This window comes from Bradyrhizobium sp. MOS001, assembly GCF_004634465.1.
In the GTDB taxonomy this organism is placed as follows: Bacteria; Pseudomonadota; Alphaproteobacteria; order Rhizobiales; family Xanthobacteraceae; genus Bradyrhizobium; species Bradyrhizobium barranii.
This window is the reverse complement of record NZ_SPVJ01000009.1, coordinates 104738-120151: the sequence shown is the minus strand read 5'-3', so window position 1 is coordinate 120151 and position 15414 is coordinate 104738. Positions and strand designations below refer to the sequence as shown.

Here is a 15414-nt window from a genome sequence, read left to right as displayed (position 1 = left end):
CGGCTCGGATTGTCTGGGCCGGGCTCTGCGCAGCAGCGTTGCACGCTGCAGCGCGTCCGGGGCGCGAGACTTATTTCGCGAATTCCCGCACGGCCTCCACCACGCGTTCCGGCACTTCCTGCGCCACGCAGTGCCCGGCGCCCTCGAAGACCAGTGTGCTGACGCGCGGAATCAGCGACACGGCGCGTCGCGCCATCTCCTTGTAGATCGGCCCCGACTTCGCGGCGGTGGTGACGCGCACCGGGCAGTCGATCTCGGTGAGCGAGACAAACGGATTGCCGCGGGCATCGCCGACATAGACCTGCTCCATCGCCTCGTAGATCGGACGCAGGATTGCGAATTCGATCTCGGGCGTGCAGCAAAGCCGAACCCGGCCATTCTCCAGCGGCACGAAGCCGTGGCGCACATAGGCCCGCAGCGATGGTTCGGTCCAATCGGCAAACGCCGGCGCTGTGCGGTAGCGCTCGAACACGGTGTCGGCACTGTCGAATTCGGCCCGCCGGCGCAGCGTGCCCTGGACGCGGGTGAGCGAGTCTTCGCTCAAGCCTCCGGGCCGCGCCGCGCGCGGGTCCATCACGGTCGGCTCCATCACGAACAGGCGCGTGAAGCGTCCTGGCCGAAGTTTCGTCGCGAGCAGGAGATCGGTCGCGCCGGCGCTGTGGCCGATGCCGTAGACGTCGCGCAGATCGAGCGCATCGATCACCCGGCAGACATCCTCGGCATAATCAAGGAAATGATAGGCATCGGGCTTGTGGCTCGCGCCGTGGCCGCGGCGGTCGAGCGCGTAAACGGTGCAGGTCGATGCAAGCTCGCGCGCGACCTCGTCCCAGACGTCGGCGACGAAACCGGTGCCGTGCACGAGCAGCGCGGGCGGCCTCCCGCTCTCGCCCCATTGCAGCATCGCGATCTGCGCGTCAGTGGGGCCAATGGAGAAGCGATGTGGATTGATCATGGGGACGGGACGCTACTTCGCGTCCTCCAAAATCATCGTCGCGCCCTTCTCGGCGATCATCGCTGTCGGCGTATTGGTATTGCCTGACGTTATCGTCGGCATGATCGACGCGTCGATAATGCGCAGGCCGCTCAGGCCGTAGAAACGCAGCCGCTCGTCCACCACCGCCATCGGATCATTCGCCGCGCCCATCTTTGCGGTGCCGACGGGATGGAAGATGGTGGTGCCGATGTCGCCGGCGGCCTTGGCGAGCGAGGCATCGTCGTCGCCGACGGTGGGACCGGGCAGATATTCGCTCGGGCGATATTTCGCGAGCGCCTTCTGCCGCATCAGTCGCCGCGTGGTCCGGATGGCGTCGGCGCCGACCTGGCGGTCGTCGTCGGTCGACAGATAGTTCGGCGCGATGATCGGCTTCTCGTCCAAGCTCGCCGAGCGCAGCCGCACCGTGCCGCGCGAGGTCGGCTGCAGATTGCAGGCGCTCACGGTGATCGCGGGGAAGCAGTGCAGGGGATCGCCGAACTTGTCGAGCGACAGCGGCTGCACGTGGAACTGGATGTTGGCGCGGGCGCGCGTCGCGTCGGAGCGGGTGAAGATGCCGAGCTGCGACGGCGCCATGGTCAGCGGTCCGCGGCGGCGGAAGGCGTAGTCGAGCCCCATCAGGCCACGGCGGAACAGATTGTAGTAGGTCTCGTTCAGCGTGCGCACACCCTCGACCTTGTAGATCGCGCGCTGCTGGAGATGGTCCTGAAGGTTGCGGCCGACGCCGGGCTTGTCCATCACGATGTCGATGCCGAGCGGCGACAGCCAGTCGGCGGGACCGATGCCGGAGCGATGCAGCACCTGCACTGAGCCGATGGAGCCTGCCGAGAGGATCACCTCGCGCTTCGCGCGCGCCTCGATGACCTCGCCATTCTGGATGAAGCGTACGCCGACGGCGCGGCCCTGCTCGATGATGAGACGATCGACCAGCACGTTCTTCTCGAGCCGCAGATTTTGGCGGTTCAGTGCGGGCTTGAGGAAGCCGCGCGCGGACGACCAGCGCCGACCGCGCTTCTGGTTGACGTGGAAATAGCTGGTGCCTTCGTTGTCGCCGGTGTTGAAATCCGGAATGCGCTTGATGCCCATCTCCTCGGCGGCGTCGCCCACGGCGTCGAGAACGGCCCATGACAGCCGCGGCGCCTCGATGCGCCAGCCGCCGCCGGCGCCGTGATGCTCGCTCGCGCCGAGGAAGTGATCTTCGAGTTTCTTGAACAGCGGCAGCACGTCGTCATAACCCCAGCCGGTCATGCCGAGCTGGCGCCAGTGGTCGTAATCAGCGGCCTGTCCGCGCATCGAGATCATGGCGTTGATCGCCGAAGAGCCGCCGATCACCTTGCCGCGGGGATAGGCCAGCGAGCGGCCATTGAGACCGGGCTCGGCCTCGGTCTTGAACATCCAGTCCGAACGCGGATTGCCGATCGCGAAGAGATAGCCGACCGGAATGTGGAACCAGATCCAGTTGTCGTCGCCGCCGGCTTCGAGAATGAGGACGCGATTCCCTGATACGGCCGAGAGGCGGTTGGCGATGATGCAGCCGGCCGTGCCGGCCCCGACGACAATGTAGTCAAACTCACCTTCGAGCCGCCTCGGCATTCTGCTTCCACCCAAACAGGCGTCATGCCCAGGCTCGTCCCGGGCATCCACGCGCTTTCCGTCCTAATAGTCAGACGTGGATGGCCAAGACAAGCTGGTGACAGGCCCGGCCATGACGAGAGCACAGGGGACCCTCGATCCACGGGAGTTAGGTGGACTGGTGCTTGCATGGTAGACAGTCCTGTATTCCCAACAAGGCTTGAGACCCTCCATGCCCATCGTGAACCGAGTCGCCGACCTCCAACCCGATATTCAGGCATGGCGCCGGGACATCCACCAGCATCCGGAGCTGCTGTACGACGTTCACCGCACCGCAGCATTCGTTGCGGACCGGCTGCGCGAGTTCGGCTGCGACGAGGTCGTGACCGGCCTCGGGCAGACCGGCGTGGTCGGCGTGATCAAGGGCAGCAAGCCGGCCGGCGATGGGCTCAAGGTGATCGGCATGCGTGCCGACATGGACGCGCTGCCCGTCGACGAGCAGACCAACCTGCCTTACGCCTCCAAGACTCCGGGCAAGATGCACGCCTGTGGCCATGACGGCCACACCGCGATGCTGCTCGGTGCGGCCCGCTACCTTGCCGAGACCCGCAACTTCGCCGGCGATGCTGTCGTAATCTTCCAGCCTGCCGAGGAAGGCGGCGCCGGCGGCGCGGCCATGGTCAAGGACGGCCTGATGGAGCGTTTCGGCATCGAGCAGGTCTACGGCATGCACAACGGCCCGGGCATTCCGATCGGCTCGTTCGCAATCCGGCCGGGCCCGATCATGGCGGCGACCGACGAGGTCGACATCATGATCGAGGGCCTCGGCGGCCACGCCGCGCGTCCGCACAAATGCGTCGATTCCGTGCTGGTCGGCGCGCAGGTGATCACCGCGCTGCAGTCAATCGTCGCCCGCAGCGTCGATCCCCTGGAATCGGCCGTGATCTCGATCTGCGAATTTCACGCCGGCAACGCCCGCAACGTCATTCCGCAGACCGCAACGCTGAGGGGCACCATCCGCACGTTGTCGCCGGAGGTGCGCAAGCTGGTCGAGAAGCGCGTGCACGAGGTGGTGGCGGGCGTGGCGCAGATCACCGGCGCCAAGATCGACCTGCACTACAAGCGCAACTACCCTGTCGTGAACAACCACGCTGCGGAGACCGAGGTGGCGCGGCGCATCGCCAGGAACGTTGCCGGCGAGGCCAATGTGCACGAGATGCCGCCGCTGATGGGCGGCGAGGATTTCGCCTACATGCTGGAAGCGCGGCCCGGCGCGTTCATCTTCTGCGGCAACGGCGACAGCGCCGGCCTGCATCACCCAGCCTACAATTTCAACGACGAGGCGATCGTGTTCGGCACGTCCTATTGGGTCAAGCTGGTCGAGGAATCGCTCGCGGCGTCTTAACGCCGCCCCCCGAACCACAAACGAAAAGGGCCCGTTCATCGCACGGGCCCTTTGTCTTTGAGGCGCGTGATCGGCTTCAGAAGATCCGCGAGAAGATCACATACAGCGTGGCCGACAGCGCGATCGCGCAGGGCAGCGTCAGCACCCAGGCCATCAGCAGGTTGCGGATGGTCGCCATCTGCAGGCCCGAGCCGTTCGCGGCCATGGTGCCGGCGACACCCGACGACAGCACGTGGGTGGTCGAGACCGGCAGGCCGAACACGTCGGCGGCGCCGATCGTGGCGGCGGCGACCAGCTCGGCGGAGGCGCCCTGTGCGTAGGTGAGATGGGTCTTGCCGATCTTCTCACCGACGGTGACGACGATGCGCTTCCAGCCGACCATGGTGCCGAGGCCGAGCACGATGGCGACGGCGACCTTCACCCAGGTCGGGATGAACTTCGTGGCGCTATCGAGGCCGCCCTTGTAGGCGTTCAAGGTCGCGACCTCTTCCTTGTTGAGGTCGTTTTCCTTGTCCTTCATCAGGAAGCGGATCGCTTCCGAGGTCAGGTACATGTCGTTACGGGTGTTGCCGACCACTTCCGCCGGTACCTTGTTGAGCGAGCCGTACTTCGCGACCTGGTCGCCGACATCCTTCACCAGCACCGACAGCGAGGGGTAGGTGCCTTCGCTGATGTGGTGCGAGGTGATGTACTGCGTCACCGCAGGACGAGGATCGCCGATGATCGAGTGACCGGCGCCCTTGGCCGCGATCACCTTGGAGGCGGCCTCCGAGACCTTCTGGAACTGGGCGACCTGGCTCTCCGGCAGCGCGCGGTTGAGCGCGTAAGCGGTCGGCACGGTGCCGATCAGGATCAGCATGATCAGGCCCATGCCCTTCTGGCCGTCGTTCGAGCCGTGGGCGAAGCTGACGCCGGTGCAGGTTGCGATCAGCAGGCCGCGGATCCAGAGCGGCGGCGCCTTGTTGCCTTCGGGCGCGGCATAGAGCGCAGGGTTGCGCACGATGAACTTGAGCAGCAGCAGCAGCACGGCGGCGCAGATGAAACCGAACAGCGGCGACAGCAGCAGCGCGTAGCCGATCTCGGTGGCCTTGCTCCAGTCGACGCCCGAGGTGCCGTCGCGGCCGCGCATGACGGCATTGGCGATGCCGACGCCGATGATCGAGCCGATCAGCGTGTGCGAGGAGGAGGCGGGCAGGCCGAAATACCAGGTACCGAGGTTCCAGATGATCGCGGCGATCAAGAGTGCGAACACCATGGCGAAGCCGGCGCTGGAGCCGACCTGGAGGATCAGCTCGACCGGCAGCAGCGAGACGATGCCGAACGCGACCGCGCCGGAGGACAGCAGCACGCCGAGGAAGTTGAAGAAGCCCGACCACATCACCGCGAATTCAGCCGGCAGCGAATGGGTGTAGATCTCGGTGGCCGCCGCGTTGGCGGTGTCGTGGAAGCCGTTGACGAATTCGAAGCCGAGCGCGATCAGCAGCGCGACGAACAAGAGGATGTAGGGCAGGAAGGTCGTCACCTTCGTGCCGGTCGCGTTGACGTCGACATAGATGCTGTAGGCAACGAACAGCAGGCCTGCGGCAAGGATGCCGAAGAACAGGATCATCGTGAGCGGGTTAAAACCCTTGTCGAGATTTGGCCTGGAAGCCGGCTGGACGGGCGTCGGATCGCCTACCGCACGGTCGAATGCAACGTCTGTCATTTTTGGACGCCCCTTAACTAATTTGAAGGGGCTATTGTCCGCGATGGATTTGAAGGCTGGATGACAACTGCGTCCTAAAGTCGCTTTCCCACCAGTATTCGCCAGTATTTAGGCGGCGCGTGGGGCTTTCTTCTGCAAACTGGCGGCAATCTTCAGGTCTTCGACAAAGCGCTGATATTCCAGCACTTTGGCTTCCGGATCAGGCAGCCGCAACAGATAGGACGGGTGCACCGTCACCAGTGCCTTGCGTCCCTCGGGCATATCTATGAGCCGGCCACGGGTCTTGCCGATCGGGGTGATCTTGCCGAACACGCTCTGCGCGGCGGTGGCGCCCATTGCCACGATGAGCTCGGGCTGGATTGCCGAAACTTCCCGCTCGTACCATTGCCGGCACGCCCGGATCTCCGGCGTCGCCGGCTTCTGGTGCAGACGGATCTTTCCGCGCGGCACGAATTTGAAGTGCTTGACCGCGTTGGTGACGTAGACCTTGTTGCGGTCGACGCCGGCTTCCTGAAGCGCACGGTCGAGCATCTGGCCGGCCGGGCCGATGAAGGGGTGGCCGGCGAGGTCTTCCTTGTCGCCGGGCTGCTCGCCGACCAGCATGATGGTCGCGTCTTTCGGGCCCTCGCCGAACACGGTCTGCGTCGCGTCCTTGTAGAGCGGGCAGGCGCGGCAGTGCGCGGCCTCCTCGCGGAGCGCTTCGAGATCGTCGGCAGCCAGCTTGCGTGGCATCGGAGCCTCCGGCCGCTTCTGGGGCTTGTGCGGATCGGTTGCGGCATTGGCGATCATGGCGCCGGTCATGCGCTCGGCGTCCTCGATCAAGGGCTTAATGATCGACGCCTCGGGCAGGTTCCTCCAGTATTTCTTCGGCATCTCCGTCTGCATCGCCTTCACCTTCAGCCGCGCCGGGTTGAAGATGCTGGCGTAGTAGCGCCGCCAGGTTTCCTCGAGCCGGTCTTCGCCGGGTGCTTCGCTCTTGCTCACGCCCGACGTGAACGAGAGCGCGTGGCCATCCCAATGCGCACACAGATCGGGTGTCAGGATCGACCATGGCATGTCGGCGAAGCGCTTGGCAAAGAACGGCGCGGCAAGCTCGACGATGTAATGCTCCGGCTCGAACCAGGCGACGTAATGCGCCGCGCGCTCGCGGCCGATCTCGCGGAAGCGCACGAAGGCATGCATCTTGTGCTCGTCGCGATGGACTGCTCTTGCCATGGCGGTGACTTGCGCGACATCAGGATTGGTCGCGACCTCGATGAGATCGTGATTGTCCTTCAATCGCCAGAGCAGGCGATAGAGGATCGCAAAGCGCTCGCCGTCGCGATGCAGGATCGCGGCCTTGGCGAGATCGACGAATTTTGCCGAGACGTTAAAGGTGCTGTCGTTCACCTCAAATATCGGAGACGGGGAGGGCGGTGCAAACAGCTCGGCTTCGCCGCCTTGTACGGTCCAGGTGACATCGGTTGGCTGCACATGATGCAGCACGAGGCTACGCGCGGCTTTGCGCCAGCCGTCGAAATCGGTTTCGGTGTCGAGGGTGATGTACTGCATCAGAAGCCAAACCCCAATTGTGTTGCCTTCGGCTTGAACCGTTCGATCAGCCGCGCCTCGTCGAGGCGATGCGGCGCGGGCCGGTGATCGCTGAGGACGATGAATGGCAGCGCCTTGTTGCGGGGCACATGCAGCCGCGCGAGATCGGAGAGGCGGATCGTGGTGGTGCGCCGCGTCGCGATGATGCGTTCGACCGCCTTGGTGCCGAAGCCCGGCACGCGCAACAGCTCCTCGCGGCTGGCGCGGTTGACGTCGAGCGGGAAGCGGTCGCGATGGCGCAGCGCCCAGGCGAGCTTCGGATCGATGTCGAGCGGCAGCATCGCGCTGTCGTCAACGATCTCCGCAACGTCGAAACCGTAGAACCGCATCAGCCAGTCGGCCTGGTAAAGCCGGTGCTCGCGCAGCAGCGGCGGCTGTACCAGAGGCAAAGCGCGGCTGGCATCGGGGATCGGGCTGAAGGCGGAGTAATAGACGCGCCGCAGCCGGTAGGAGCCATAGAGATTGGAGCTGGTGTGCAGGATGGTGTGATCAGAGGCCGCGTCGGCGCCGACGATCATCTGTGTGCTCTGTCCGGCGGGCGCGAAGCGCTGCGGCCTGGCCTTCGTCTTTGTGCTGCGGTTTTCCTCGGCCTCGTCGAGCTTCAGCCGCAGCCGGCCCATGGTGCGGCGGATCGCGCGCACATCCTTTTCCGGTGCGTATTGCTGCAGGCTCGTCTCCTCAGGCATCTCGATGTTGATGGAGAGGCGATCTGCATATTTGCCGGCTTCCGCGATCAGCGCGTCGTCGGCCTCGGGAATGGTCTTGAGATGGATGTAGCCGCGGAAGTGATGCTCCTCGCGCAGTTTGCGCGCGACGCTGACCACCTGCTCCATGGTGTAGTCGGGGCTGCGGATGATGCCGGAGGAGAGAAACAGGCCCTCGATGTAATTGCGCCGGTAGAAGTCGAGCGTGAGCTTGACCACTTCGTCGATGGTGAAGCGGGCACGCGGCACGTTGGAGGAGGCGCGGTTGACGCAATAAAGGCAGTCGTAATTGCAGGCGTTGGTCAGGAGCACTTTGAGCAGCGAGATGCAGCGTCCGTCCGGCGCGTAGGAATGGCAGATGCCCATGCCCGGCGCGGTCGAGCCCATGCCCTTGCCATCGCTGGAATCCCGCTTCTCGGTGCCGCTGGAGGCGCACGACGCGTCGTATTTGGCGGCATCAGCCAGAATCTCCAGCTTGCGTTGTACGTCCATCGTGGAATCCCTTTGATTCAGCTTACGAATCCGGATGAGCACCAATTCGATTGACTCCCCGGCCGCTGTTAGCTTTATATTAGAACATATCATGAACAAATGAGCCAGCCGTAGGTTCTTATTTTTGAGAACCTCGGCAATCACCTCTGAAGGAGCGGCGTATATGAGCGGCGCACGGATGAACGCGCTTGCGACCTTGCGCGGCCAGATCGAGCGCATCGAGACGGCGGAGGTCGTGCATCAGCACGATCGCGTCGCGCTCGGCCACGACGAGGTCGACAGCGCGCTGAAGGGCGGGCTCGCGCGCGCGGTGATCCACGAGGTGTTTTGCGAGGGCCGGCAGGGAACCGCCGCGACGGGTTTTGTCATGGGGCTTGCGGGGCGTGTCTCGCGGCGCCGGCCGCTGCTGTGGGTGCGGCAGGATTTTTCGGAACTCGAGACCGGCGCGCTGTCGATGAGCGGGCTTGCCGAGATCGGTCTCGATCCGCGCCGCGTGGTGATGGTGCGCGCCGCCGATGTCGAGAGCGCGTTGCGGACCTCGGCCGATGCGCTCGCCTGCGACGCGCTTGGCGCCGTTGTGCTCGAGCTCTGGGGTGAGACGCGGCAGTTCGATCTCGTGGCGAGCCGCAAGCTGACACTGGCCGCGCAAGGCTCCGGTGTCACCGGCCTGATGTTGCGGATGGCCGCGCAGCCGCTGCCCTCGACCGCGGAGACGCGGTGGATGTTGCGCGCGGCGCATTCGCCGCCGGGCCCGGCATGGAGCTCCTGGGGCGCGCCGCGCTTCGATGCCGAACTCTTGCGCAATCGTCATGGCCCGTGCGGCCGGTGGATCATGGAATGGAAATGTGATGAGTGCCAGTTCTCTGAACCGTCGACGTATCCTCAGCCTGTGGCTGCCGCGCCTGCCCATCGATCGGATTCAGCGGTTCTTCGGCGCGCTGGGTAAGACCAATGATCCGAGCATCGTTGTCATCAAGGACAACAATGCGCTGGTGATCCATGCGCTGGACGAAGCCGCCGAGCGCCTCGGCTTGCACATCGGCCAGCCCCTGGCCAATGCACGGGCGATGTGTCCGGACTTGAAAGTGTTCGACGCCGATGTCGTGGCCGATGCGAAGACGCTCAGCGACGTCGCCGACTGGTGCGACCGCTTCACGCCGCTGGTGGCGCTCGATCCGCCGTACGGGCTGTTTCTGGACATCACCGGCTGCGCGCATCTGTTCGGCGGCGAGGCTGCGTTGTTGCAGACCTTCGTCCGCGCGCTCGCCCGTCAGGGTTTTGCCGTCAGCGCGGCGATCGCCGGCACCTCGGTCTGTGCGCGCACGCTGACGCGGCAGGCCTCCGGCACCATCGTCGCCGATGGCGGGGAGGCGGCGGCGATCAGCCGGCTGCCGGTATCCGCGCTTGGTGCGGGCGAGGCCATCACCACTGGTCTGCGCCGCGCCGGCCTGAAAACCATCGGCGATGTCGCCTCGCGCGAGCCGCATGAGATCACGGCGCGGTTCGGCGCGCGGTTCTCCACGCTGCTCGCGCATGCGCAGGGGCATGGCGATGCCCCGATCAATCCGCGCAAACCGCTGCCGGATTATATCGTGGAGAAGCGCTTTGCCGAACCGATCGCCACCGACACCATGATCGCGCTGACGCTGTCGCGGCTCGCCGACACGCTGATCGCGTCCATGGAGAAGCAGGGCAAGGGCGCGCGGCGCCTGGAAGCCGCCTTCTTTCGTACCGACGGCGTGGTGCGCGCGATCATGGTCGAGACCGGGCGGCCGGTGACGCAAAGCAAAGTCATCGACCGGCTGTTTCGCGAACGTCTCGATGCGCTCGCCGATCCGCTGGATCCCGGCTTTGGTTTCGACATGGTGCGGCTGTCGGCGAGCCGCACCGAGATCGTGGTGCAGGAGCAGCGCGATCTCGACGCCCATGTCCATGACAATGACGAGCTCGCCGCGCTGATCGACCGCATCGCCGCGCGCATCGGCGGAAAGCGCGTCGTCGTGCATTTGCCTGAGGATACCCATATCCCCGAATGTGCGGTGCTGGCCGCGCCTGCCCAGCACCATCTCGCCGTGGCCATGCAGGCCGAATGGCCGGCGCGCGCCGAGAGCGAGCCGCCGCTGCGCCCCCTGCGGCTGTTCGACAGACCGGAGCCGATCAAGGTGCCGTTCGCGACCGTGCCGGACGGCCCGCCGCATCAGTTCACCTGGCGGCGTGCGCTGCATGCGGTGGTGCGGGTGGAAGGGCCCGAGCGCATCGCGATGGAATGGTGGCGGCAGGACGGCAAGCAATTGACGCGGGATTATTTCCGCATCGAGGATGCCGAAGGCCTGCGCTTCTGGATCTTTCGCGACGGTCTTTACGAAGGAGAGGTGTTCGACGACGAAGGCAAACCCATTCCCCCCAACTGGTATGTGCACGGTCTCTTCGCATGACCACGCCCGCTTATGCCGAGATCGGCATCACCACCAACTTCTCCTTCCTGCGCGGCGGCTCGGATCCGCGCGCCTATGTGCATCAGGCGAGCATCCTCGGCATTCCCGTGATCGGCATTGCCGACCACAACACGCTCGCCGGCGTGGTGCGCGCCTACAAGGAGCTCGACAATGACAAGGTGCTGCACAAGCCGAAATTGCTGATCGGCGCGCGCATCGTCTTCATCGACGGCACGCCCGACATTTTTGTCTATCCGCGCGACCGCGCCGCCTATGGCCGGCTGTGCCAGCTCCTCACCAGAGGCAAGCGCGGCGACGACATCACGCGGATCGAGAAGGGCGAATGCCATCTCTCTTTTGCCGACCTTCTTGAGTTTTCCGAGGGCCAGCTCCTGATCCTGACGCTGCCGCATCGCTTCGAGCCCGCGCAGGCGCTGGATGTTCTCGCCAAGCTTAAGGACAGCCGCGCCGAGGGCGTGTGGCTGGCGGCGAGCCTGGTCTATCGCGGCGACGACCGCCGCCGCCTGGCGCGGCTCGATGATCTCGCCGCCAAAGCAAACGTGCCGCTGCTCGCGACCAACGAGGTGCTCTATCACGATCCCGGCCGCCGTCCGCTCCAGGACGTGCTCACCTGCATCCGGGAAAAAACCACGATCGAGGCGGTCGGAAGGAAGCTCGAAGCCAACGCCGAGCGCTTCCTGAAGACGCCACGCGAAATGTCGCGGCTGTTCCGCGATTTTCCCGAGGCGATCGCGGAGACCATGCGCTTTGCGGGCAAGATCGATTTCACGCTCGACCAGCTCAAATACCAGTATCCGGACGAACCGGTGCCGCGGGGCAAGACCGCGCAAGAGCATCTGGAGGATCTGACCTGGGCCGGCGTCGACAAATATTTCGGCGGCAAGATCGATGACAAGCTGCGCACGACCCTGAAGAAAGAGCTCGCGCTGATCGCCGAGCTGAAATACGCGCACTACTTCCTCACCGTGCACGACATCGTACATTATGCGCGCAGCCAGAACATCCTGTGCCAGGGGCGGGGATCGGCGGCGAACTCAGCGGTCTGCTACGTGCTCGGCATCACCTCGGTCAATCCGACCAGCGTCGATCTCCTGTTCGAGCGCTTCATCTCCAAGGAGCGGCTGGAGCCGCCTGACATCGACGTCGATTTCGAGCATTCGCGGCGCGAGGAGGTGATGCAATATGTCTATCGCCGCTACGGCCGCCACCGCGCCGCGATCATCGCCACCGTGATCCATTACCGTCCACGCAGCGCCATTCGCGACGTCGGCAAGGCGCTGGGCCTGACCGAGGACGTCACCGCCGCGCTCGCCGACACCGTCTGGGGAAGCTGGGGCAAGGGCCTCAACGACATGCAGGTCAGGCAGGCCGGGCTCGATCCCAGCAATCCCATGATCAACCTCGCGGTCGAGCTTGCGACCGAGCTGATCGAATTCCCGCGTCATCTCTCCCAGCATGTCGGCGGCTATGTGCTCACCCAGGACCGGCTCGACACCTATGTGCCGATCGGCAACGCCGCGATGGACGAACGCACCTTCATCGAGTGGGACAAGGACGACGTCGACGCGCTCAACATGATGAAGGTCGACGTGCTCGCGCTGGGCATGCTGACCTGCATCCGGAAATGTTTTGATTTGATCGACCACCACAAGGGCAAGCGCTGGGTTCTGGCGAGTGTCCCTCAGGACGATCCCAAGGTTTACGACATGCTGTGTGCTGGGGAATCCCTCGGCGTGTTCCAGGTCGAGAGCCGCGCCCAGATGAACATGTTGCCGCGGTTGAAGCCGCGGACCTTCTACGACCTTGTCATCGAAGTCGCGATCGTGCGGCCCGGACCGATCCAGGGCGACATGGTGCATCCGTATCTGCGACGGCGGAACGGCCAGGAAAAGGTGAGTTATCCCTCGCCATCACCCGAACACGGTCCCGCGGACGAACTCTACAAGGTGCTGCACAAGACGAAAGGCGTGCCCTTGTTCCAGGAGCAAGCCATGCGCATCGCGATCGAGGCGGCAAAATTCACCTCCGAGGAGGCTAACGGCCTGCGCCGCTCGATGGCGACCTTCCGCAATGTCGGCACCATCGGCCAGTACGAGGAGAAGCTGATCGGCAACATGGTCGCGCGCGGCTACGATCCCAACTTCGCCAGAAGCTGCTTTGACCAGATCAAGGGCTTTGGCTCCTACGGTTTTCCAGAGAGCCATGCCGCGAGCTTTGCTCAGCTCGTCTACATCTCGTCATGGCTGAAATATCATCACCCCGATGTGTTCTGTTGCGGCCTGTTGAACTCGCAGCCCATGGGCTTTTACGCGCCCGCGCAGATCGTCGGCGACGCCCGCAAGAATGGCGTCGAGGTGCGCGACATCGACGTGTCCTGCAGTTTTGCGCAGAATACGCTGGAGAATATGGACGACGGATATTGCGCCGTGCGTCTGGGTTTTCGCCAGATCGACGGCTTCCACTGGCTCGATCCGGATGAGGAGGAGCTTAAGAGGCAGCAGGCTGAGCGGCAGGGCAAGGTCTATGTCACTCAGGAAGACTGGGCCGACCGCATTATCAAGGCTCGCGACCGCCAGCGGTTCACCTCGCTCGAAGACTTCGCCCGCGACACCGGCCTGCCCAAGCGTGCGCTGATCCTGCTCGCGGATGCCGACGCCTTCCGCTCGCTCGGCCTCGACCGCCGCGAGGCGCTGTGGCAGGTGCGGCGGCTGCCCGACGACGTGCCGCTGCCGCTGTTCGAGGCCGCGACCGCGCGCGAGCAGCCGGACGAGCATGCAAAACCGTTGCCGGAGATGCCGCTGGCCGAGCAGGTGGTCGCGGACTACCAGACTATCCGGTTATCGCTGAAGGGCCATCCGATGGAGTTTTTGCGCGAGATGTTTTCGCGCGAGCGTGTCGTGGCCTGCAGGGACATCAGCCATGAGAACGAGCGGCGCCGCGTCCGCTGCGCCGGCGTGGTGCTGGTGCGGCAGCGGCCGGGCAGCGCCAGCGGCGTCGTGTTCATGACGCTGGAGGACGAGACCGGCATCGCCAATGTCGTGGTGTGGCCCAAGATCATGGAGCAGTACCGCAAGGAAGTGATGGGCGCACGCCTCATCCTGGTCGAGGGCTATATCCAGAGCAGCCCCGAAAAGGTGACGCATCTCATCGCCCAGCGCATGGTCGACCGCTCGCACGATCTGGTCGGCCTCGCCAACGACGCGCTGAGCCGCAAGCATCCGGTGCCGGCAGGCGCCGACCTGATCGAGCCCCTCAACGACGATCCCCGGGCCCACGCGGATATGCCGGCGCAAAAAATCCGCCACCCCCGCAACGTCCGCATCCTGCCGCCATCGCGGGATTTCCATTGAAGATGTGACGCAGAATGCTGCCACACCGTCATTGCGAGCGCAGCGAAGCAATCCAGACTGCCGCCCGTGGAAAGACTCTGGATTGCTTCGCTGCGCTCGCAATGACGAGCTTGTTGAGCCGGGCCGTGTCATACTCTCGGTGTCATACCCTGCGAAAGCGGGGTATCCAGTACGCTGCGGCTTCTCGGTTCTAGCCGCGCTGTCTCTGGAATACTGGATCGCCCGATCAAGTCGGGCGATGACAGAGTGCCCGCTCTAAAAATTCACCCGGTTCGAGATCGCGCCGTCCACGACGAGATTGGAGCCCGTGGTGAACCCCGACACCGGGCTTGCCAGAAACACCGCCGCGCTTGCGATCTCCTGCGGCGTTGCCATGCGGCCCGTCGGGTTGCGCTTCATCGCGTCGTTGTAGCGCTCCGGCATGTTCTGCTCGATCATGTTCCAGACGCCGCCCTTGAAATAGACCGTGCCGGGCGACACCACGTTGACGCGGATCTTCTTCTTTGCGTATTGCCGCGCCAATCCCTTGGCCATGTGGATCAGCGCCGCCTTGATCGGGCCGTAGGAGCTGGCGAGATCGGCCTGCGCCGCCGAGATCGAGGAGATGATGACGAAGGCGGCATCGCCGCTTTTCTCGCCGCTGGCCTCGAGGAACGGCCGCGCGGCGTCGAACGCATGCACGGCGCCGAGCACGTCGAGCCGGAAGTTCTGTTCCCAGGACGCCGCATCGTGGCCCTGCGCCATCGCGCCGGCATTGGCGAACAGCAGGTCGACGCCGCCGAGCTCCTTTGCAGCAGTCTCGATCCAGGATTTCAGCGCCGCGCCGTCGGTGACGTCGACCGGTCCGCCGCTGGCACGGATTCCGCTTGCCTTGAGTTCAGTGACGGTCGCCGCAACCTGATCGGCGTTGCGCGCGCACACCGCGACGTTGGCGCCTTCGCCGGCCAGTGTCGCCGCAATCGCCCGCCCGATGCCGCGCGTGCCGCCGAGGACGATGGCGTTTTTTGCTTTGAGACCGAGATCCATTGTTTGGTTTTCCTTTTTGTTGGTGCAAAGAGTGTAGCCGTTTCAGGAGACATGCTGAACTCTCCAATTCGTCCTTGCGAGCGTAGCGAAGCAATCCAGGAATGCATCCGCAGAGACAGTCTG

The 15414-nt window shown here is 64.6% G+C and carries 10 protein-coding genes; 4 read left to right on the top strand and 6 right to left on the bottom strand.

Features of this window, described 5'->3' with window-relative positions:
* Positions 1–70: 70 nt before the first annotated feature.
* Positions 71–952: an alpha/beta hydrolase gene (locus CT676_RS15465; RefSeq protein WP_085403880.1), complete on the bottom strand. Its 882-nt coding sequence runs from the start codon at positions 950–952 to the stop codon at positions 71–73.
* Between the two features lie 12 nt (positions 953–964).
* Entirely contained in the window at positions 965–2584 is a 1620-nt protein-coding gene (locus tag CT676_RS15460; RefSeq protein ID WP_085403879.1) for a GMC family oxidoreductase N-terminal domain-containing protein, read from the bottom strand.
* A gap of 211 nt (positions 2585–2795) precedes the next feature.
* On the opposite strand from CT676_RS15460, the gene CT676_RS15455 reads away from it, so the two are divergent.
* Positions 2796–3968, top strand: coding sequence for a M20 aminoacylase family protein (locus CT676_RS15455; protein WP_085403878.1), 1173 nt, complete (start codon positions 2796–2798; stop codon positions 3966–3968).
* A 76-nt stretch (positions 3969–4044) separates the two neighbouring features.
* Here CT676_RS15455 and CT676_RS15450 read toward each other — a convergent pair whose 3' ends face one another.
* From CT676_RS15450 to CT676_RS15440, 3 genes are all read right to left on the bottom strand, one after another.
* Positions 4045–5673 (bottom strand): inorganic phosphate transporter, encoded by a 1629-nt coding sequence (locus CT676_RS15450; protein WP_135214860.1) that lies wholly within the window; start codon positions 5671–5673, stop codon positions 4045–4047.
* Between the two features lie 108 nt (positions 5674–5781).
* Positions 5782–7224, bottom strand: a complete 1443-nt coding sequence (locus CT676_RS15445; protein ID WP_085403877.1) for a UdgX family uracil-DNA binding protein — start codon at positions 7222–7224, stop codon at positions 5782–5784.
* The gene (locus tag CT676_RS15440) at positions 7224–8459 is read right to left on the bottom strand and encodes a putative DNA modification/repair radical SAM protein (protein ID WP_085403876.1); all 1236 of its coding nucleotides are present in this window, start codon (positions 8457–8459) and stop codon (positions 7224–7226) included. The genes CT676_RS15445 and CT676_RS15440 overlap by 1 nt, the downstream gene beginning before the upstream one ends.
* Positions 8460–8622: 163 nt before the next feature.
* Here CT676_RS15440 and CT676_RS15435 point away from each other — a divergent pair, with 163 nt between their 5' ends.
* From CT676_RS15435 to CT676_RS15425, 3 genes are read left to right on the top strand one after another with little or no spacing between them, the layout of a single operon-like run.
* Positions 8623–9405 (top strand): DNA repair protein, encoded by a 783-nt coding sequence (locus CT676_RS15435; protein ID WP_085403875.1) that lies wholly within the window; start codon positions 8623–8625, stop codon positions 9403–9405.
* Positions 9308–10894 carry a DNA polymerase Y family protein gene (locus CT676_RS15430; protein ID WP_085403874.1) on the top strand — a complete coding sequence of 529 codons (1587 nt, stop codon included), beginning with the start codon at positions 9308–9310 and terminating at the stop codon, positions 10892–10894. Before CT676_RS15435 ends, CT676_RS15430 begins: the two co-directional genes overlap by 98 nt.
* Positions 10891–14265 carry an error-prone DNA polymerase gene (locus CT676_RS15425; RefSeq protein WP_085403873.1) on the top strand — a complete coding sequence of 1125 codons (3375 nt, stop codon included), beginning with the start codon at positions 10891–10893 and terminating at the stop codon, positions 14263–14265. The genes CT676_RS15430 and CT676_RS15425 overlap by 4 nt, the downstream gene beginning before the upstream one ends.
* Positions 14266–14520: 255 nt before the next feature.
* Here the strand turns inward: CT676_RS15425 and CT676_RS15420 are convergent, their stop codons facing one another.
* A complete protein-coding gene (locus CT676_RS15420; protein ID WP_085403872.1) occupies positions 14521–15291 on the bottom strand; it encodes an SDR family oxidoreductase in 771 nt (256 codons plus the stop codon).
* Positions 15292–15414: the final 123 nt, after the last annotated feature.